This window comes from Aestuariivirga sp., from assembly GCF_047602625.1.
Lineage (GTDB): Bacteria > Pseudomonadota > Alphaproteobacteria > Rhizobiales > Aestuariivirgaceae > Aestuariivirga.
Genome location: NZ_JASGGV010000002.1, coordinates 2,240,396 through 2,257,865 on the forward strand (window position 1 = coordinate 2,240,396; position 17,470 = coordinate 2,257,865).

General features: G+C 61.8%; 18 protein-coding genes. 8 read left to right on the forward strand and 10 right to left on the reverse strand.

All coding sequences use genetic code 11. From position 1 onward, the window contains the following. Positions 1 to 60 precede the first annotated feature (60 nt). Together QM694_RS16130 and QM694_RS16135 are read right to left on the reverse strand one after the other, a co-directional pair. The gene (locus QM694_RS16130) at positions 61 to 783 is read right to left on the reverse strand and encodes a GntR family transcriptional regulator (RefSeq protein WP_415007942.1); all 723 of its coding nucleotides are present in this window, start codon (positions 781 to 783) and stop codon (positions 61 to 63) included. An 81-nt stretch (positions 784 to 864) separates the two neighbouring features. Continuing rightward, the gene (locus QM694_RS16135; RefSeq protein ID WP_415007943.1) at positions 865 to 2,220 is read right to left on the reverse strand and encodes an aspartate aminotransferase family protein; all 1,356 of its coding nucleotides are present in this window, start codon (positions 2,218 to 2,220) and stop codon (positions 865 to 867) included. Between the two features lie 127 nt (positions 2,221 to 2,347). Between QM694_RS16135 and QM694_RS16140 the strand changes: the two genes are divergently transcribed. The 4 genes from QM694_RS16140 to megL all read left to right on the forward strand — a co-directional run bounded on the left by QM694_RS16140 (position 2,348) and on the right by megL (position 6,616). Continuing rightward, complete coding sequence (locus tag QM694_RS16140) at positions 2,348 to 3,310, forward strand: 3-keto-5-aminohexanoate cleavage protein (protein ID WP_415007944.1); 963 nt, start codon at positions 2,348 to 2,350, stop codon at positions 3,308 to 3,310. Positions 3,311 to 3,331: 21 nt separating this feature from the next. Next, entirely contained in the window at positions 3,332 to 4,783 is a 1,452-nt protein-coding gene (locus QM694_RS16145; protein WP_415007945.1) for an FAD-dependent oxidoreductase, read from the forward strand. Then, positions 4,776 to 5,141 carry an AraC family ligand binding domain-containing protein gene (locus QM694_RS16150; RefSeq protein WP_415007946.1) on the forward strand — a complete coding sequence of 122 codons (366 nt, stop codon included), beginning with the start codon at positions 4,776 to 4,778 and terminating at the stop codon, positions 5,139 to 5,141. Before QM694_RS16145 ends, QM694_RS16150 begins: the two co-directional genes overlap by 8 nt. A 272-nt stretch (positions 5,142 to 5,413) precedes the next feature. Continuing rightward, positions 5,414 to 6,616 carry a methionine gamma-lyase gene (gene megL / locus QM694_RS16155; protein ID WP_415007947.1) on the forward strand — a complete coding sequence of 401 codons (1,203 nt, stop codon included), beginning with the start codon at positions 5,414 to 5,416 and terminating at the stop codon, positions 6,614 to 6,616. 116 nt (positions 6,617 to 6,732) lie between these two features. Here megL and QM694_RS16160 read toward each other — a convergent pair whose 3' ends face one another. Next, positions 6,733 to 7,494: a hypothetical protein gene (locus QM694_RS16160; protein WP_415007948.1), complete on the reverse strand. Its 762-nt coding sequence runs from the start codon at positions 7,492 to 7,494 to the stop codon at positions 6,733 to 6,735. A 229-nt stretch (positions 7,495 to 7,723) separates the two neighbouring features. Here QM694_RS16160 and QM694_RS16165 point away from each other — a divergent pair, with 229 nt between their 5' ends. Together QM694_RS16165 and QM694_RS16170 are read left to right on the forward strand one after the other, a co-directional pair. Continuing rightward, positions 7,724 to 8,389, forward strand: coding sequence for an RraA family protein (locus QM694_RS16165; RefSeq protein ID WP_415007949.1), 666 nt, complete (start codon positions 7,724 to 7,726; stop codon positions 8,387 to 8,389). A 2-nt stretch (positions 8,390 to 8,391) separates the two neighbouring features. Beyond that, the gene (locus tag QM694_RS16170; protein ID WP_415007950.1) at positions 8,392 to 9,225 is read left to right on the forward strand and encodes an aldo/keto reductase; all 834 of its coding nucleotides are present in this window, start codon (positions 8,392 to 8,394) and stop codon (positions 9,223 to 9,225) included. 15 nt (positions 9,226 to 9,240) lie between these two features. Here the strand turns inward: QM694_RS16170 and QM694_RS16175 are convergent, their stop codons facing one another. After that, complete coding sequence (locus QM694_RS16175; RefSeq protein WP_415007951.1) at positions 9,241 to 9,984, reverse strand: siderophore-interacting protein; 744 nt, start codon at positions 9,982 to 9,984, stop codon at positions 9,241 to 9,243. A 132-nt stretch (positions 9,985 to 10,116) separates the two neighbouring features. Here QM694_RS16175 and QM694_RS16180 point away from each other — a divergent pair, with 132 nt between their 5' ends. Beyond that, positions 10,117 to 10,815, forward strand: coding sequence for a cyclase family protein (locus QM694_RS16180; RefSeq protein WP_415007952.1), 699 nt, complete (start codon positions 10,117 to 10,119; stop codon positions 10,813 to 10,815). Here QM694_RS16180 and QM694_RS16185 read toward each other — a convergent pair. The 3 genes from QM694_RS16185 to QM694_RS16195 all read right to left on the reverse strand — a co-directional run bounded on the left by QM694_RS16185 (position 10,799) and on the right by QM694_RS16195 (position 13,680). After that, positions 10,799 to 11,152 carry a VanZ family protein gene (locus tag QM694_RS16185; protein ID WP_415007953.1) on the reverse strand — a complete coding sequence of 118 codons (354 nt, stop codon included), beginning with the start codon at positions 11,150 to 11,152 and terminating at the stop codon, positions 10,799 to 10,801. The two genes, QM694_RS16180 and QM694_RS16185, sit on opposite strands and share 17 nt — an antisense overlap. Next, complete coding sequence (locus tag QM694_RS16190) at positions 11,152 to 12,651, reverse strand: malonate--CoA ligase (RefSeq protein WP_415007954.1); 1,500 nt, start codon at positions 12,649 to 12,651, stop codon at positions 11,152 to 11,154. The genes QM694_RS16185 and QM694_RS16190 overlap by 1 nt, the downstream gene beginning before the upstream one ends. A gap of 162 nt (positions 12,652 to 12,813) precedes the next feature. Beyond that, positions 12,814 to 13,680 carry an NAD(P)-dependent oxidoreductase gene (locus QM694_RS16195; RefSeq protein ID WP_415007955.1) on the reverse strand — a complete coding sequence of 289 codons (867 nt, stop codon included), beginning with the start codon at positions 13,678 to 13,680 and terminating at the stop codon, positions 12,814 to 12,816. A 73-nt stretch (positions 13,681 to 13,753) separates the two neighbouring features. On the opposite strand from QM694_RS16195, the gene QM694_RS16200 reads away from it, so the two are divergent. Further along, on the forward strand, positions 13,754 to 15,190 hold the full coding sequence (locus QM694_RS16200) for an aldehyde dehydrogenase family protein (protein WP_415007956.1): 1,437 nt from the start codon (positions 13,754 to 13,756) through the stop codon (positions 15,188 to 15,190). 148 nt (positions 15,191 to 15,338) lie between these two features. Here the strand turns inward: QM694_RS16200 and QM694_RS16205 are convergent, their stop codons facing one another. From QM694_RS16205 to pncA, 3 genes are read right to left on the reverse strand one after another with little or no spacing between them, the layout of a single operon-like run. Continuing rightward, positions 15,339 to 16,208 (reverse strand): DMT family transporter, encoded by an 870-nt coding sequence (locus QM694_RS16205; protein ID WP_415007957.1) that lies wholly within the window; start codon positions 16,206 to 16,208, stop codon positions 15,339 to 15,341. Further along, positions 16,205 to 16,837, reverse strand: a complete 633-nt coding sequence (locus QM694_RS16210) for a fumarylacetoacetate hydrolase family protein (protein ID WP_415007958.1) — start codon at positions 16,835 to 16,837, stop codon at positions 16,205 to 16,207. Before QM694_RS16210 ends, QM694_RS16205 begins: the two co-directional genes overlap by 4 nt. A gap of 26 nt (positions 16,838 to 16,863) precedes the next feature. Further along, positions 16,864 to 17,469, reverse strand: a complete 606-nt coding sequence (pncA, locus tag QM694_RS16215) for a bifunctional nicotinamidase/pyrazinamidase (protein ID WP_415007959.1) — start codon at positions 17,467 to 17,469, stop codon at positions 16,864 to 16,866. Position 17,470: the final 1 nt, after the last annotated feature.

Sequence of the window (17,470 nt, forward strand, 5' to 3'; positions counted from 1 at the left end):
TACGATGTATCAAGACATGAGACCTGTCAAGAATGGAGGGCGCGGTTCCGGCAAAATCTCTCAGAGGCTTTCGGAAATTACCTTGGCGGCGTCTTCGAGATCGCTTTCGATGGCCTTGCGGGCTTTGGCGGCGTCGCGTTGCGAAAGCGCTTCCAGCACGGCGCGATGGTGGTGTTCGGCCGCTTTGCCCGGCGATTTGCCGGCTTTCATATGCAAGGTCAGCAGGGGGCCGATTTGCAGCCAGAGCGCCTCAATCATCTTAACCAGCGTCGGCATTTGCGAGTTCTGATACAGCAGAAAGTGAAACTCGCGGTTGGCAACCAGATAGTCCGGCCGTTGCACCGCGTTCAGAACTTCCATTTTCTTGTTGATCTCTGCCATCTGGCGGATTTCCGTCGCGCCAATCAAGGGTGCGGCCTCGGCCGCAGCAAGCCCTTCGAGAGACATGCGGATGCGGGTAATTTCGCGGAAGCGCTCAACCGTGATCACCGGCACCGTCACACTGCGGTTCGGCAGCAGTTCCAGTACATGCTCGGCCACGAGATGGCGCAGCGCCTCGCGCACCGGCATCGGGCTTATGCCGAACGAGGCCGAGAGGCTGCGGATCGTCATCGTGGAGCCCGGCTCAATCTGCCCGGACATCAGCGCTTGCTTGAGTTGCTCGTACACTTCTTCATTGAGGGTGTTACGCTGCAACTTGGGCACGACAAGCGTGTTGTTTTCGGAAGCGGGCGCGATCTTCCGCTCCCCCGCAACCACTTTCAGGTTTGTTTTTGTGATCATGTGGGTTGTCCAGATAACGCGCCGGTTCACCGACTCACTGTCATGGCGTCAACATAGCGCTCTTCCCGCGGCAAGGCACGCCTACGCCATCACGTCCCGGATCAGGCCGCCGTGAACGGACAAAAATGTGTCGAAGGCCTCGCAAAGCCCGTCAACTTCCGCCGCGGTGGTTTCGATCGAGAGATTGCCCGAAATGCGCCGCGCCACATAGAAAGAGTTTGCCAGCATCTCGAGGTGGAAGAGCTTTTTGAGGTCCGCGACGGAAGCTTCGCGGCCTTTTTCGGCGCGCAGCTGATCAGCCACGCTGTGCACCGGGCCAGCGGAAAAATGGATGCCGAAAATCGAGCCCTGGCCGGTGATCTGCACGGGCAATCGGTGTTTTCCGGCCACGGCGGACAGTTTGCCGATCAGCACGTCGCCGAGATCATTCATGGCCTCGACGCGCTGGCGCGACAGTACTTTCGTCAGGCCCGCATGGCCGGCGGCCATCGCCAGAACGTTATTGTTGAAGGTGCCGCCGTGTGGATAGGCGCCGGGCCGCGAGGGGTCGAATTTTTCCATGATGTCGGCGCGCCCCCCGAACGCGCCGATCGTCAGGCCGCCGCCAACGTATTTGCCGAGCGTCGTCAGGTCGGGACTCACGCCAAGCTTGCCCTGCAAGCCGCCATAGCCGACACGCGAGGTCATCACTTCGTCGAGCACCAGAAGCACCTTGTTCTCATCGCAGGCCGCGCGCAGCCCGGCGATGAATCCGGGCGCCGCGGGGATGGCGCCGGCGCCGCCCTGCATCGGCTCGACGATGACCGCTGCCAGCTTGTGAGCATTTTCGGCGATCGCCGCCGCGGCCCGTTCCAGATCGTTGAAAGGCGTGAATATCCAGTCGAATGTCATGTTCAACGGCGAGGCGCCGCTCACGAAATAGATGATCGATCCGTGATAGGCGCCGTCGAAAACAAGCACGGCGGGCTTGCCGGTGAAAGCGCGCGCGGTGGCCAGGGCGAGCAGGTTGGCTTCGGTTCCGGAGTTGCAAAACCGCATGAGTTCCATGGCGGGAAAGCGCTTCCGCACCTCCTCGGACAGGGCGATCTCGTGGGCCGTGCATCCCCCGAGATTGATGCCGCCCGCCAATGTCTCGCGGATGGAGTCGGCAATCACTGCATTCGAGTGGCCAAAGACCCCGGCCGTGAATTCGTTGACGAAATCGGCGTAGGAATGCCCGTCGGAATCAGTGACGCGGCTGTTCGCCCCGCTGCTGAAATAAAGCGGGAACGGGGAGTAGTGGACGGTTGTGCGGGTGTTGCCGCCTGGCATATGCGCGGCGGCGCTTTTTGCCAGTGCAAGGCTTTTGGGATTCTGTGCGGCATAGCGCTGCTCCGCCTCGCCCACTGCTGCGGCGAGATCCATGTTGCGTTTACCTGCTGCCTTGCTTGCCTGCATTTCAAATTCTCCCAGCCGCTCTGATTTTCCCGGAAAGCCGATTTATTGCACTTGTGATCACATTCACTGTGATGTTAGAGTTTGCCAATAAGCCTGTCAATGAACGGCATTTCGCATGGGAGATTTTATGTCCGCCAATCCTGCTCCAGTTCCGGCAAAGTCTCCGCGCAAAGTCATTATTACCTGCGCCGTAACGGGTTCGGTCCACACACCCTCGATGACGCCTTTTCTTCCCATCACGCCCGAGGAAATCGCCCGGGAATCAATCGCTGCGGCGGAGGCGGGTGCATCCATCATTCACCTGCATGCCCGTGATCCCAAAGACGGACGGCCCACGGCCAGCCCCGATGTGTTCATGCAGTTCCTGCCGCGCATTAAGCAGAGCTGCGATGCGGTGGTGAACATCACCACGGGCGGCTCGCTGGGAATGAGCATCGAAGACCGGCTCGCGGCCCCGCTTCGCGCCAGCCCCGAACTCTGCTCGCTGAACATGGGGTCGATGAACTTCGGCATTTTCCAGGTGGCCGAGAAAATCGACAAATGGAAATACGAATGGGAGAAACCCTATGTCGAACGCACGCGGGACAATATCGTGTCCAATACGTTCGCTCAGATCGAGCGGTTCATCCGTGATCTCGGCCAAGGCCACGGCACCAAGTTCGAGTGCGAATGCTACGACGTGGGCCATCTCTACACGCTGGCCAGTTTCGTCGACCGTAAGCTGCTGGAACCGCCCCTGCTGATCCAGACGATTTTCGGCGTTCTCGGCGGCATCGGCACGCATCCTGAGGATCTTGCCCACATGCGCCGCACCGCCGACCGGCTTTTCGGTGCGGAATATGAATGGTCGGTTCTTGCCGCCGGGCGGCACCAGATGGCGCTTTGCAGCATCGGCGCCGCTATGGGCGGCAACGTACGCGTGGGACTTGAAGACAGCATCTATCTCGGACGCGGCAAGCTGGCGAAGAGCAATGCCGAACAGGTTGCCAAAATCCGCGGGATCATCGAAAGCCTTTCGCTTGAAATCGCAACGCCCGCCGAAGCGCGGGAAAGGCTGAAGCTCAAGGGGGGAGACCGTGTGGCGTTCTAACTGGACGATGATTGTCATTCCATGACGCCAACCCGCAGGGAAGGCCGCTGCCCATGGCTGCGCGAGGCGATTGCCGAGGGCGAAACCGATGCGCCCCAGCTCATTGGAAAAAGCCAGTCCGACATCTGCATCGTTGGCGGCGGTTTGGCGGGGTTGTGGACTGCGATTGAACTTCAGCGGCAATCTCCAGGATTGTCCATTTCCATTGTCGAGGCCGACATCTGCGGCGGTGGCGCCAGTGGCCGCAATTCCGGCATGGTGCTGTCGCAGTGGGCGAAGTTTGCGGCGCTTGAGGCCTTTGGCGGCAGCGAGGACGCCATCAGGCTTGGACACGCTTTTGCCGGTTCGGCGGCATTTCTCAGGGAATTCTGCGCGGCGGAAGACATCGATGCGGAAATTCGCGGTGACGGCTGGATCTGGGGCGCGACCTGCAAGGCGCACATGGGCGCGTGGAACTGCATTCTCGCCACGCTAGCCAGGCATGACCTGCACCCTTTCCGGGGGATCGATGCGCCGACGATCACGGCAATGACCGGAAGCCAATCCTTTATGGGCGGGATCTACGACCCAGAGGCCTGCACGTTGCACCCCGGCAAGCTGGTGCGCGGGCTTCGCCGTGCGGCGCTGCGGCGTGGCATTGCCATCTATGAAAATTCGCCGATGACGGAACTCAAGCGCGCATCGCCTGTGGAAGTCATAACGGCGAAGGGAAGCATCACGGCTGAGCGCGTCGTTCTCACCATGAACGCATGGTCGCTCGCCATCCCCGAATTGCGCTCTGGGATCGTGGTGATGACCAGTGATGACGCGGTGACGGCGCCCGTGCCGGACCGCCTGAAGCAGGCGGGCTATTTTGAAAAGCCGCTGATGGGAGATTCGCAAACTTTTGTCACCGGCTTCCGCAGCACCAAAGATCATCGGTTCAACCCTGGTATCAGCGGCGGCGTCATCGGCTTTGGACGGTTGGGCTTCGGGCAGGGTGCGGGGCATCGCTTTGAAGGCCGCTCATCCCGGGAACAGGCGATTCATGAGGTGGTGAAGCGCGGCCACCCCGCGCTCGCCGATATTCCCTTTGCGGAATCATGGTGCGGGCCGATTGACCGCACCCGGAGCGGCTTGCCGCTGTTCGGGCCGCTGCCGGGCCATCCCGATATTTTCTATGGCTACGGATTTTCGGGCAACGGGCTTGCCACGACGCCTGTGGCGGGCCGCATTCTTGCCAGTCTTGCGCTGGGCAAACGCAATGAATGGTCGTCTTGCGGACTTGTGCGGACGCCCGAGCGGTGGCTGCCGCCGGAGCCTATCCGCTATATCGGCGCCCATATGGTTCGCGCCGCCATCCGCCGCAAGGATGCTCAGGAGCAACTCGGCCGCGCCGTCGATCCGGTGAGCCGCGGTCTTTCGGCATTCGCACCGGGCGGCATCACCACATCGCGGCCCATAAAGTCAAAACGAGGAGCAGGTCATGGCTGAAGCCGAACATTTTGCGTTCAAGTCGCTGCCGTTTAAAAGCTGCAAGGCGCCCGGCGGCGAAACACAAATCGCCCGGGTGATCAATGAGCGGATCAGCCGCAATATGGGCGGCGGGCTTGAAGTTGGCGAAAACATCTGCGTCCACTGGACGACGCTCTATGACGAGATCCTGTTCATCCACGAAGGAAGCATGATCGTGCGCACTGGCGGTCATGAATATGACTGCGGCCCCGGCGACATTGTGTGGCTGCCTGAAGGATGTACGCTGGACTATGACATGACTGGCCGCCGCTGCGCCTATTTCTACGCGCTTTACCCTTATGACTGGGCAAGGCGGAACGGCATGGCGGAGCCTTGATGGTTGCAGCGCCAGCGCCGGGCTGCGGATCGCTAAGGGCCCAAATCACCGCCATTGTTCCCCGGTTTTCGCGATAATTTTTGCCCACGCTGTTTCACGTGGAACATATTCCTATGAGCGTTGATGTTGTTGCATTTTCAATGATTTTCAGTAGCTTTTGGGTGCAAAAACCATGCAGAATTGTTGTGTTTGGGTAGCCGTTTCGATGCCAGGGAAATTGACTCTGTCAATTTCCGCGCCGCGCGGGAGGCGCCCCCGAAAGGAGCCCGCCCATGACCACCCCTCCCAAGCGCAACCGCCCGCAGGGCCTCGCCACCCGCGCCATCCACCTGGGCTATGATCCCGCCGACGCCCAGGGCGCCCTGACGCCCCCCATCTACATGACCTCGACCTACGCCTTCGAGACGGCCGAGGCGGGATCGGAAATGTTCCGGGGCGAGCGGGCGGGCTATATCTATGGCCGCACCCGCAACCCCACGCAGTCCATTTTAGAAACCCGCATGGCGAGCCTCGAGGGCGGCGAGGCGGCGATGACCACCGCATCCGGCATGGCCGCCATCTCCTCAACCGCGCTGACGCTGCTGAATGCCGGCGACGAGGTGGTGATCGACCACACGATCTATGGCAACACCTTCGCCTATTTCACCCAGGCCCTGCCGCGCTTCGGCGTGAAGGTGCATGTGGTGGACTTCAACGATGCGGCGGCACTGAAGCAGGCGCTCAACCGCAAGATCAGGCTGGTGTTCTTTGAAACCCCCGCCAATCCGAACCTGCGGGTGATCGACATCGCGGCTGTTGCGAAAGCGGCCCGCGCGGCGGGTGCCACGGTCGTTGTGGACAACACCTTCGCCACGCCGGTGCTGCAGCGCCCGCTGGAGCTTGGCGCCGATATCGTGGTTCACTCGGCCACCAAATATCTGGGCGGCCACGGCGATCTTCTGGGCGGCATCGTGGTAGGCACGGCGCAGACCGTGGGCCAAATCCGCGCCACGGGTCTGCGCTGGATGACGGGGGCGACGCTCTCGCCCTTCAACTGCTTTCTCCTGCTGCGCGGATTGAAGACGCTGGAACTTCGCATGGAGCGCCATGCCGCCTCCGCGCTGGCGCTGGCGCGGCTGATCGAGGCCCACCCCAAGGTGCATCGCGTCTCCTATCCGGGCCTTGAGAGCTTCCCGCAATTCGAGCTGGCGAAGCGGCAGATGGCGCTGCCGGGCGGGCTGTTCTCGTTCGAACTCAAGGGCGGCATCGCGCAGGGCATGGCGCTGATGAACCGGCTTCAGCTCGTCACCCGCGCGGTCAGCCTTGGCGATACCGAAACGCTCATCCAGCATCCCGCCAGCATGACCCACGCCATCGTCAGCCCCGAAGACCGCGCGAAGAACGGCATAACAGACGGGCTGCTCCGGGTGTCGGTGGGGCTTGAGACGACGGACGACCTGCTGGACGATTTCGAGCAGGCGCTGGACGGGTTGTGAGGAGGCAAGAGGCCGCTGGAGTTTTGTCTCCTTTCTCGATTACACCACATCTTCCAAGGGTATTGTTCGCGTTTTCCCGAACAAAGAGTTGGTATGTTGGCATGATATAAAACCCATCAAGGTAGGTTCATCTCCTTTTTAATATAAGCCTCAAGGGCTGCAATATCTGGAGAATTGGAGAGATAGTGAGTAGTAGACAATATTTCCCATAGCAATACATCCACCCGCGCTGGGGAACATACAAAAGCTGGCTCTTCGTCGATAGGTGGAACACGAAATAACTTTTCCCCAAAAATCAAATTATCTTTCTCAAAAGCTGCGCTCGCTCGAATCTCTGCGAGCACTCTTTGCTCCGGCGAAATGACTCTGTCATGAGACGGTGAGTGGATTCCTGCTGCTACGTACCCAATGTATTCTAGAATAGCCAATCTAGTTATCCATTTTCCCTGAAAATACAGCACCCTTTGAGCCATGAAGGAATGGGCATCAAGAAGCAAAAACTTGTCAATTTGAGTCTTGTCGAGTTTTTCGTCCAATTCTACAGGAATCACCATCATATCTCTGGCGCTCGTATCAAAAATGGGCGCACCGCCTGCGATGTAGAAACCAAGTACACCTGTAGGCCAAGAGTCTGCGAGACGAGCGGTGTTAGGAGCTTTTATCCTAATCTTTCCTATTCGCGGTCCGGCAACTTTAGCCAAATCGTTGTCGATCAATATTCGGCGTAGAGGTGCAACCAAATGTCTAAGAGTAACTCGATCAGGCGTTGGATTCGAGAGTATCTCGCGAAACCGCTGCACATCTTCCAATAGTGCAACAGCTGACTCGCGAGTTCCTTTTCTCATAATAGCGGATTTTTCAGGATCAAGAGGAGCCATTCTACTTGTCATCCAATGTGTTGTGGGTTGTAAATTAACAATGCCGACGACAGTATGTAACAACATATTCAATTCTGGTAGTGACAACAATAAAAGTGCGATAGGGGCGCTTTGGCTCTGAATAATCTCGGCAGATGGTCTCAAACATGGGCCTGTCTTGAATCTAGCTTTCGGCACCTTCGTGAGCCATGATGCTGAAACAGAATATCTCAGTATGATCGGAGCTCTCATGCCCACCATCGTCCACCGCGCGACCTTTGAACGCCTGCCGCCGGAAACGCTCGCAGCGTGGAAGAGCATCCCGGTGACCATCGCCTCCGATATTGCGGGGCTCCCTATTGTCATCGATCCGCTGATCCGCCCCTTGCGCGCCTTTGCGCCTGGACGCCGCATGGCGGGGCAGGCGGTGACGGCGTGGTGCGAGCGCTCGGATTTTGGCGCCATGCTGCATGCGCTTGATATGGCGCGGGCCGGTGAAGTTGTAACGGTGGATGCGGGCGGCTGCCGCGAGACGGCCTATTGCGGCGAGATTCTTTGCGGCTATGTGCGCAAGAAAAAGATCGCCGGGCTGGTGGTGAACGGCGCGGTGCGCGACATCGATACGATTGCCGCGTGGGAGGATTTCCCCCTCTTCGCTTTGGGCAATACGGCGAAGGGCCCGCTCAGCAAGGAGCGTGGGCATGTGAACGGCACGATCACGCTGGGCGGCGTTGTGGTGCAGCCCGGCGACATCGTGCTGGGCGACAATGACGGCGTGGCCATCATCCCGCTGGCGCGCGCCGCGGAGCTTCTCAGCCTCGCGCAGCAGCGCGTGAAGATGGAAGCTGAATGGATGGCAGCGCTGGAAAAAGGCGGTTCGCTGGTTGAAACATTTTCGGTGCCGGAGGCGATCTGACCATGAAGACCGTGACGCTTCCCGGCGGCGAGGCCGTTCCGGCGCTGGGGCTTGGAACATGGAAGATGGGCGTGGGCGATCGTGACGAGGCGGAGCAGCGCCGCGCCATCGAAACCGGCATTGCCCATGGCACGACGCTGATCGACACGGCGGAAATGTATGGCGAGGGCCGCTCCGAGGAGCTTGTGGGGCAGGCCATCGCAGGAAAGCGGGACAAGGTGTTTCTCGTCTCCAAGGTGCTGCCGTCGAACGCCAGCCGGCGCGGCACGGTGGCTGCCTGCGAGCGGAGCCTGAAGCGCCTCGGCACCGGCATGATCGATCTCTATCTGCTGCACTGGCGCAGCTCCTACCCGCTGGCCGATACGGTGGCGGCGTTCATGGAATTGCAGGCGGCAGGCAAGATCAGGCATTGGGGCGTGAGCAATTTCGACACGCGCGACTTAGGCGAGCTTGCGGGCGTTTCGGACGGCGCGGGCTGTGCGGCGAACCAGGTGCTCTACAATGCGGCGAGCCGTGGCATGGAGTTTGATCTTTATCCCAAATGCCATGCGGCGGGCATGGCCATGATGGCCTATTGCCCGCTGGGCGAAGGGCCGCTTCTGCGCGATCCCGTGTTGCAGAAGATCGCCAACCGCCATGGAGTCTCTGCCTCGGCGGTGGCCATCGCCTTTACGCTCAGGCTGCCGGGCGTAATCTCCATTCCCAAGACGTCGCATGCCGCACGCATGATCGAGAATGCGGCGGCGGGAACGCTTCAATTGACGGCGCAGGATTTGCGCGAGATCGATGCCGCCTTCCCGCCGCCCAGGCGCAAGATGCCGCTGGATATTGTGTAAGCAGGAAGCGCTGCTTCAGTTTTCCAGCTTGTCATGGGCATCAGCCACGCCCTGGAGCCAATAGCCTGAGGCCTTGAGCCAGTGCAGCGGGTGGCCGCGCTCCTTCACCATGTAATCGCGGAGCGCGCGGGCGACGCGGGCTTCCGCCCCGATCCACACAAATCCGTCTCCGGGCGGCAGCGCGATCTTGCCAAGTGCTGAGAGCAGGGAATCGGGATCATTCGCAGACGTTGCCGGGCGATGCACCCAGTGCAGGGAGAGGCTGGTCTTTGTTTCAAAGCTCTGTTCCTCCGCCGCATCGGTGACGGCGGCAAGGGCGATGACGCGGGCCTTGGCGGGAAGCTCTTCGATGCGGCGGCCGATGGCGGGAAGCGCTGTCTCATCGCCGATCAGCAGCCACCAGTCGAAGCTGGGCGGCACGAGGGTGGAACCGCGCGGGCCGCCGATCATCAGCGCGTCACCGGGTTTCGCCGCGATGGCCCAGTGTGTGGCGGGGCCTGCCTCATGCAGCGCGAAATCAAGGGTGAGGGTGCGCGCCTTCGCATCGAAGCGGCGGGGCGTGTAGTCGCGCCGTTCTTCCGCGCCGTTTCCGCCGACAAAAATCTTCACATGGTCATCGGCGCCACGGCTGTCGAAATCGGCAAGGTCTTCGCCCTCGAGGACAATGCGGATCATGTTGGGGGTGATGTGGGTCTTGTTCCTGACGGTGAGGGCGCGCTTCTTGAGTTCGTAACGGTGGCGGGTGATGGCATGGTCCATGGGAGTGCAACCTTCGTCTGTTTCCAGCCCTGATTTAGTGACGATATATCGAATGTAAATCGCCGAGGGGCCTTGCCGGACGCATGGGTCTCATGCAGCTTGGGCGTCTCCCGAGTGCCGGACCCCTGACTGATGACCACGCCTGACTTGAGCTCCGACGATTTCCTGCGCATCGACCTCACCCACAAGATGGCCAATGGCATTCCGGTGTGGCCGGGCGATCCGGTGTTCCGGCAGGTGGAAGTGTTCGGCTTTGCGAAGGGCGACATCGCCTGCAATCATTCGCTGGCCTTCAGCGAGCACAGCGGCACGCATTTCGATGCGCCGCTGCATTTCGTGCCGGGCGGCCGCACCATCGACAATGTACCGGTGGAGCGCTTCTTCGGCCGTATGGTGAAGATCGACGCCCGCGATGCTTTGCCCATGAGTACGCTTCCGCCCGAACGCATCCTCGCCTTCGAGGCTGAGCATGGGGCGATCGAACCGGGTGACGCGGTGATGTTCAACTTCGGCTGGGACCGCTATTGGCGCCACCCCACCGAGAGCGAAAAATTTGCCCGCGACTGGCCGGGCCTTTCCGCTGCTGCGGCGGAGCTTCTGGCGGAGCGCAAGGTGCGGCTGGTGGCAACCGATTGCATGTCCATCGATCCCTTTGGCAGCGATGATTATCCCGTGCATCTCGTGCTGCTGGGGCGGGACATCCTGATTGGCGAGAATTTTACCAATCTCGAAAAGCTGCCGCCGGTGTGCCAGCTGGTGACCCTGCCCTTGCATGTGGAAGGGGGCTCCGGCGCGCCGGTGCGCGCGGTGGCGCTTATTCCGAAGCGATAAGGCGGAACATGATTGCGCCGATCAGCACGCCCAGCGCCGCGCCCATGCTGCTGGTGAAGAATCCCCAGAGTTCGGAATTCCGGCCCGGAATATAGCGCTGCACGATTTCCAAAATGCCGGCGCTGGCGCACAGGAAGATGAGCGCCGCGATGCGCAGCCGGTTGGCGGCAAGGCCGAAGGACAGCGCTGCCGCCACCAGCACATTGGCGGCGAAATGTTCCGATCCGCCGCCCGCACCCGTGTGCGGCCTGTCCACCGCCGGGACGACCGACAGGATGACGATGATGAGGTATCCGATGACGCCTGCGATCAGCGACAGGCGGCGCTGCAGGGCCATCACGCCGGGGCCTTGAACGCATCGGCATGGCGCTTGCGGAGCTCCGCCTTCTGCACCTTGCCCATGGCATTGCGCGGCAGTTCCTCCACCACATGAATGCGCTTCGGCACCTTGAAGCGCGCCAGCTTCGCCGAGACATGGGCGATCATCTCCGCTTCCGGCGGCAGCGGGCCTTTGGCCGTGACGACGGCGATGACGCCTTCGCCGAAATCGGGATGCGGCACGCCGATGACGGCGGATTCGAGAATGCCGGGCAGCGCATCCAGCACCTCCTCCACCTCTTTCGGATAGACGTTGAAGCCGCCGGAGATGATGAGATCCTTGGCGCGCCCGACAATGGCGATGCGCCCCTCTTCATCAATGGTGCCGACATCGCCGGTGATGAAATACTGGTCCGCAGTAAACTCCTCTTTCGTCTTCTCCGGCATCCGCCAATAGCCCTTGAAGACATTGGGGCCCTTGACCTCGAGAACGCCGGGCTGGCCGCCGGTGATGCGCACGTCCACACCGGGCAGCGCGAAGCCCACCGTGCCCGCCACGCGCGCTCCTTGATAGGGGTTAGATGCGATCATGCCGGTTTCCGTCATGCCATAGCGTTCGAGGATGGCATGGCCGGTGCGGGCGGAAAATTCCGTGTGCGTTTCGGCAAGGAGCGGTGCCGAGCCGGAAATGAACAGCCGCATCCTGGCGCAAGTGTCGCGCGTGAAGGAGGCTGTGCCCAGCAGCCGCGTGTAGAAGGTGGGAACGCCCATCATCAGCGTGGCCGAGGGAAGGCTTGAGATGACCACCGCCGCATCGAAACGGTCGAACCAGATGATTTCCGCGCCCGACAGGAACGCCGTGTTGAGCGCCACATAAAGCCCGTGGACGTGGAAGATCGGCAGCGCGTGGAGAAGCACATCGTCTTCGGTGATGCGCCACAGCTCTATAAGGCTTTCGGCATTGGAGGAGAGATTGCGGTGGGTGATCATCGCGCCCTTGGAGCGCCCGGTGGTGCCGGAGGTATAAAGCAGCCCCGCCAGATCATCAGGACCGCGCGCCACGGTCTCGCCCTGCTCGTCCATGCGGGAGGCCAGATCGGCCAGCGAGCCTTGGCCGTGCTGATCGAGATTGACCACCGCCAGAACCTTGTGCCCATCACCCAGCGCGCGGTAGGCCTGCTGCCGCGCCGGATCGCAGACGATAATTTTCGGCTCGGCATCGCCAACGAAATAGTCAACTTCGGATTCGGTGTAGGCAGTGTTGAGCGGCTGGAAGACCGCGCCCGCCTTCAGGCAGCCCAGATAAAGCAGCACAGCGGCCAGGGATTTTTCCACCTGCACCGTCACCCGGTCGCCAGGTTCGACGCCAAGGGCGGCCAGCGCATGGGCATAGCGCGCGGCACCTGTCCTGAGATCATGGAACGTCATCGCTGCGCCGTCCCGGCTGCGGATCGCCGGGCGCGCGCCTTCGGCGGCGAAGCGCTGATCGAGGAGGAAATAGAGATTGGCGTTGGTCATGCGGAAAACGAGTCTGTCAGGGGCCTGTCATGTCCTTGTCACAGCCTGCGTGTCAGGTCAAAGCCACGGGGAGGCGTCCAACTCCCTGCCTGTGCACCTGAAGGCCATGCCCGGGCGTTCCCCTGTCACGCCCCTGACCCAGCGCCCGGCATGGCCCTTTCTCTAGCTCACGTCATCAATTGCCGGATCGAGCAAATGGCTGACGTTCCGCCCGCCATGGCCGGTGGCGACCGCTTCCGCGAAAACTGAATTGACGGCCTTTGCCAGCGGCGTCTCGCATGAAAGTTCCTCCGCCAGCCCCATGTAATAGCCGATGTCCTTCGCCGCATTGGCGAGGGAGAAACGGTAGCCGTCGAAATCCCCCTTGAGGGCCGGTTCCACCATCTTGCGCAGCACGCCGGAATTGCCGGAGCCGTTGAGCATCGCCTCATAGAGATTGCGCCAGTCGAGCTGTGCTTCATGGGCGGCGGTGAAGGCATCGGCCACCAGCGCCACCATGCCTGTCACGAGATAGTTTGAAATGAGCTTCGCGGTGTGGCCGCTGCCCGGCGGCCCCATGTGGCGGATGGTGGTGGCGAAGGACGGCAGTACCGGCTGAATGGCGGCGAAGGTCTTGTCATCGGCGCCCAGGAAAATGCCGAGCTGACCCGCTTCCGCCTGTTCCGGCCCGCCGGTGAGCGGCGCATCGGCATAGCCCACACCCATCTGCGCCAGATCATGCGCGAGCTTCCGCGTGCTTGCGGGGGCGGAGGTGCCGGTGTCGATTATGATATGGCCCGGCCGCAGCGCGGAGCGCAGGGCGGCGATGGTCTCCTCAACGACTTTCGATGTCGAGACGCAGAGCAGGATGATGTCAGACGCCTTGGCCAATTCCGCCGCGCTGACGGCTTCCTTCGCGCCGCGCTTCACAAGGTCATCGACCGGCGCGCGGTTCCTGTGCGCGACGACGGTGACGCCATGGCCATGTTTCAGCAGATTGGCTGCCATGCCGTGGCCCATCATGCCTGCGCCAATCAGTCCGGCCTGCATTCTTGCCTCCAAAGCTTCCCGCCGCTAGGGTCCGCGCCCTGTTTACGGGAATGTCAATCAGGGAACCGGCATCATGGCGCTGCACCGCAATTTCATCAATGGCGAATGGCTTGAAGGCGCATCCGCCCGCAACAACATCAACCCTTCCGATGTGAGCGACATCGTCGGCGAATATGCGCAGGCCGACAAGGCGCAGACCGAAGCGGCGATTGCCGCCGCCAAGGCGGCGCAGCCCGGCTGGGCCGCGGCCACCCCGCAGCAGCGCGCCGATGTGCTGGAGTTCGTGGGCGTCGAGTTGCTGGCCCGCAAGGATGAGATCGGCCGCCTGCTGGCGCGCGAGGAAGGAAAGCCGCTCTCCAACGGCATCGCCGAAACGATGCGCGCCGCGCAGATCTTCAAGTTCTTCGCGCAGGAGGCGTTGCGGGTGGAGGGCGTTGCGGTTGCCTCCGTGCGCCCCGGCGTCGATGTGCTGGTGACGCGCGAGGCGGTGGGCGTCGTCGGCCTCATCTGCCCGTGGAATTTCCCCATCGCCATTCCGGCCTGGAAAATGGCGCCGGCGCTCGCCTTCGGCAATGCGGTGGTGTTCAAGCCCGCTGATCTCGTGCCGGGCTGCGCCTGGGCGCTGGCCGAAATTCTCTCGCGCTCGGGAATTCCGAAGGGCGTGTTCAATCTCGTCATGGGCCGCGGCTCGGTGGTTGGCCAGACGATGCTCGACTCGCGCGATGTGAACGCCATTTCCTTCACCGGCTCCGTTGAGACCGGCGGCAAGGTGGCGATGGCCTGCGCGTCGCGCGGCGCCAAGTTCCAGCTTGAGATGGGCGGCAAGAATCCGCTGATCGTGCTCGATGACGCCAATCTCGACGCCGCCGTGGCGGGCGCTGTTGATGGCGCGTTCTTCCAGGCCGGGCAGCGCTGCACGGCCTCCTCACGCTTGATCGTGCAGAAGGGCATTCACGACAAGTTCGTCGCCAAGGTCGTCGATGCGATGAAGGCGTTGAAGGTCGACCATGCGCTGAAGGAGGGCACGGTGATCGGCCCCGTCGTCGATGAATCGCAGATGGCGCAGGATGAAAAATATATCGGCATCGCCCGCGATGAAGGCGGCCAGCTGGCGTGGGGCGGCGAGCGCCTGAACCGCGACACCAAGGGATTCTATCTGAGCCCCGCGCTGTTCACGGGAACGAAGAATTCCATGCGCATCAACCGCGAGGAAGTTTTCGGCCCCGTTGCGTCGGTGATCGAGGTGGAGAGCTATGATGAGGCACTGAGCGTTGCCAACGATACGCCTTTCGGACTGTCGTCGGGCATCTATACGACCTCGCTCAAATACGCGACCGACTTCCGCAAGAAATCCGCCGCCGGCATGGTGATGGTGAACCTCGCCACGGCGGGCGTGGATTACCACGTGCCCTTCGGCGGCCGCAAAGGCTCAAGCTATGGCGCGCGCGAGCAGGGCCGTTTCGCGGCGGAGTTCTATACCGCGGTAAAGACGGCTTACACGCTGGCCTGATAGACAGAACCTTCCTCCACGTGCCGTCACCCCCGCGCAGGCGGGGGCCTCGCTTTCATGCGGCAAAATATGTGGAGGAGAAGCGGGATTCCCGCCTTCGCGGGAAAGACGGAAGTGAGAGAGCGCGCGCAATTGAGTGTTTGACGCCTTAGCCCCGTTTGCGCTTTGCCAGCACCTGTTCGCGCATGAAGACGAAGAGGCCGCTGGCCACCACGATGGCAGCGCCCACCAGCGTCCAGAAATCCGGGAGATCGCCGAACAGCAGATAGCCCATGAAAATCATGCTTACGATCTGCGTATAGGAAAAGGGCGCCAACACTGAAGCGGGCGCGAGGCGGTGCGCCTGGATGAGCGAAAAATGCCCGAGCGAACCGGCGAGCGCGATGCCGCAGAGTTGCAGCCATTGCCAGCCCTGCGGCACCTGCCATTGAAAATGCAGCGGCATGACCGCGAACATCGCCCCGAACAGGCTGACATAGAACAGCGACGTCTCCGCCCGGTCGCGCCCGCCCACCTTGCGCGTCACGATGTTGTAGAGCGCGCTGGCAAGGGCCGAGGCGAGCGACATGAACATCGCCCAGTGAAAGCTGCCCGTGCCCGGCCGCATGATGACGAGGACGCCGAGAAAGCCAACGATCACCGCCGTCCACCGCTGCACGCCGACGCGCTCGCCCAAAAGCGGAACCGAGAGCGCGCAGACCCATAGCGGCACGGTGAAGGCGATGGCCGAGGTTTGCGCGAGCTGCAGATATTGCAGCGCCAGAAAGTTCAACCCCGTGGACATCAGCAGCAGAAGCCCGCGCAGCACCTGCAGGGCGGGATGGCGGGTGAGGAACAGTTGCGGCGTGCCGGTGCGCCACAGCACGGCGGCGGCCATGAACACCGCGATGAGATAGCGGAAGAAGACGACCACCGAGACGGGGAGCGTGCGGATCGCCTCTTTCGCCTGCGAGTCGAGGAGCGAGAACATGGCCCCCGCGAGGACCATGAGCAGGATGCCCTTGCTGCGCGGGCTCACGCGGAGGGAACCACCGTCACGTCGAGATCGCCCAAGCCATCGATATGTCCGAGCAGCACGTCGCCGGTTTTGACGGCGGCAACGCCCGCCGGCGTGCCGGTGAAGATGAGGTCGCCCGGCTTCAGCTCGAACAGGCCTGCGAGTGCGGCGATGGTTTCAGACACAGACCAGATCATCTGCGACAGGTCGCCCGTTTGCCGCCTGACGCCGTTGACGTCCAGCGTAATGGCGCCCGCCTGCAAATGGCCGGTGTCTTCCGCCAGCACCAGCGGGCTGATGGGCGCGGAATGATCGAAGCCCTTGGCGGTGTCCCACGGCCTTGCGAGCTTCTTGGCCTCGGCCTGAAGATCGCGCCTCGTCATGTCGAGGCCCACGCCATAGGCGAAGGGCTTAAGATCAGGCCCCAGCGCCACCACCAGTTCGATCTCATGGTGAACGTCATGGCTCGATGGAGGATAGGGAAAGCGCCCGTCCGTGACCAGCGCATCGGCGGGCTTGGTGAAGAAGAAGGGCGGATCGCGGCCTGCGACGCCGCCCATTTCCTTCACATGTTCATCATAGTTCCGCCCGACGCAATAGATGCGATGCACCGGCAAACGCTCAGAGCGCCCGCGCACGGGCAAGCTCATCTGCGGCTGTGCGGGAAACAGCAAACTCACGCCAGCACGACGCCCCGTTCCGCGAAGGAGGCGCGCGTTTGCGCGGCGGAGCCATTGAGGTCGATGGCGCGGCAGGCGCCTTCGATCACTTCGGTTTCAAAGCCATGCGACCGCGCATCCTCGGCCGAGTAGCGCACGCAGAAATCGAAGGCGAGGCCAACAAGTGTCACCTTCCTGAAGCCGCGCTCCCGGAGATAGCCGTTGAGGCCGGTGGGCGTCTTGTGATCGTTTTCGAAAAAGGCGGAATAGCTGTCGATGGCGCGGTCATAGCCTTTGCGGATGATGAGTTCCACATGCGGCACATGCAGACCCTTGTGAAATTCGGCGCCCTCCGTGTGCATGATGCAGTGATCGGGCCACAGCACTTGCGGGCCATAGGGCATCTCGATCATCTCGAAAGGCTTTTTGCCGGGGTGGCTCGACGCGAAGGAGGAATGATGCGGCGTGTGCCAGTCCTGCGTGAGCACAACATGCTTGAACCCTTGCGCGATGCGGTTGATGAGCGGCGCCACCTCATCGCCGCCGGAAACCGCGAGCCGCCCGCCGGGGCAGAAATCATTCTGCACATCGACGACAATCAGAATCTCATCATCCCGGCGCATG

What these genes read in the sequence shown, in the direction of transcription:
- QM694_RS16190 (WP_415007954.1), bottom strand. Translation starts at nt 12,651, where the DNA reads ATGACCAACGCCAATCTCTATTTCCTCCTCGATCAGCGCTTCGCCGCC.
- QM694_RS16185 (WP_415007953.1), bottom strand. Translation starts at nt 11,152, where the DNA reads ATGGCCCTGCAGCGCCGCCTGTCGCTGATCGCAGGCGTCATCGGATAC.
- pncA (WP_415007959.1), bottom strand. Translation starts at nt 17,469, where the DNA reads ATGCGCCGGGATGATGAGATTCTGATTGTCGTCGATGTGCAGAATGAT.
- QM694_RS16210 (WP_415007958.1), bottom strand. Translation starts at nt 16,837, where the DNA reads ATGAGCTTGCCCGTGCGCGGGCGCTCTGAGCGTTTGCCGGTGCATCGC.
- QM694_RS16165 (WP_415007949.1), top strand. Translation starts at nt 7,724, where the DNA reads ATGCCCACCATCGTCCACCGCGCGACCTTTGAACGCCTGCCGCCGGAA.
- megL (WP_415007947.1), top strand. Translation starts at nt 5,414, where the DNA reads ATGACCACCCCTCCCAAGCGCAACCGCCCGCAGGGCCTCGCCACCCGC.
- QM694_RS16160 (WP_415007948.1), bottom strand. Translation starts at nt 7,494, where the DNA reads ATGGCTCCTCTTGATCCTGAAAAATCCGCTATTATGAGAAAAGGAACT.
- QM694_RS16150 (WP_415007946.1), top strand. Translation starts at nt 4,776, where the DNA reads ATGGCTGAAGCCGAACATTTTGCGTTCAAGTCGCTGCCGTTTAAAAGC.
- QM694_RS16135 (WP_415007943.1), bottom strand. Translation starts at nt 2,220, where the DNA reads ATGCAGGCAAGCAAGGCAGCAGGTAAACGCAACATGGATCTCGCCGCA.
- QM694_RS16130 (WP_415007942.1), bottom strand. Translation starts at nt 783, where the DNA reads ATGATCACAAAAACAAACCTGAAAGTGGTTGCGGGGGAGCGGAAGATC.
- QM694_RS16180 (WP_415007952.1), top strand. Translation starts at nt 10,117, where the DNA reads ATGACCACGCCTGACTTGAGCTCCGACGATTTCCTGCGCATCGACCTC.
- QM694_RS16175 (WP_415007951.1), bottom strand. Translation starts at nt 9,984, where the DNA reads ATGGACCATGCCATCACCCGCCACCGTTACGAACTCAAGAAGCGCGCC.
- QM694_RS16170 (WP_415007950.1), top strand. Translation starts at nt 8,392, where the DNA reads ATGAAGACCGTGACGCTTCCCGGCGGCGAGGCCGTTCCGGCGCTGGGG.
- QM694_RS16145 (WP_415007945.1), top strand. Translation starts at nt 3,332, where the DNA reads ATGACGCCAACCCGCAGGGAAGGCCGCTGCCCATGGCTGCGCGAGGCG.
- QM694_RS16195 (WP_415007955.1), bottom strand. Translation starts at nt 13,680, where the DNA reads ATGCAGGCCGGACTGATTGGCGCAGGCATGATGGGCCACGGCATGGCA.
- QM694_RS16200 (WP_415007956.1), top strand. Translation starts at nt 13,754, where the DNA reads ATGGCGCTGCACCGCAATTTCATCAATGGCGAATGGCTTGAAGGCGCA.
- QM694_RS16140 (WP_415007944.1), top strand. Translation starts at nt 2,348, where the DNA reads ATGTCCGCCAATCCTGCTCCAGTTCCGGCAAAGTCTCCGCGCAAAGTC.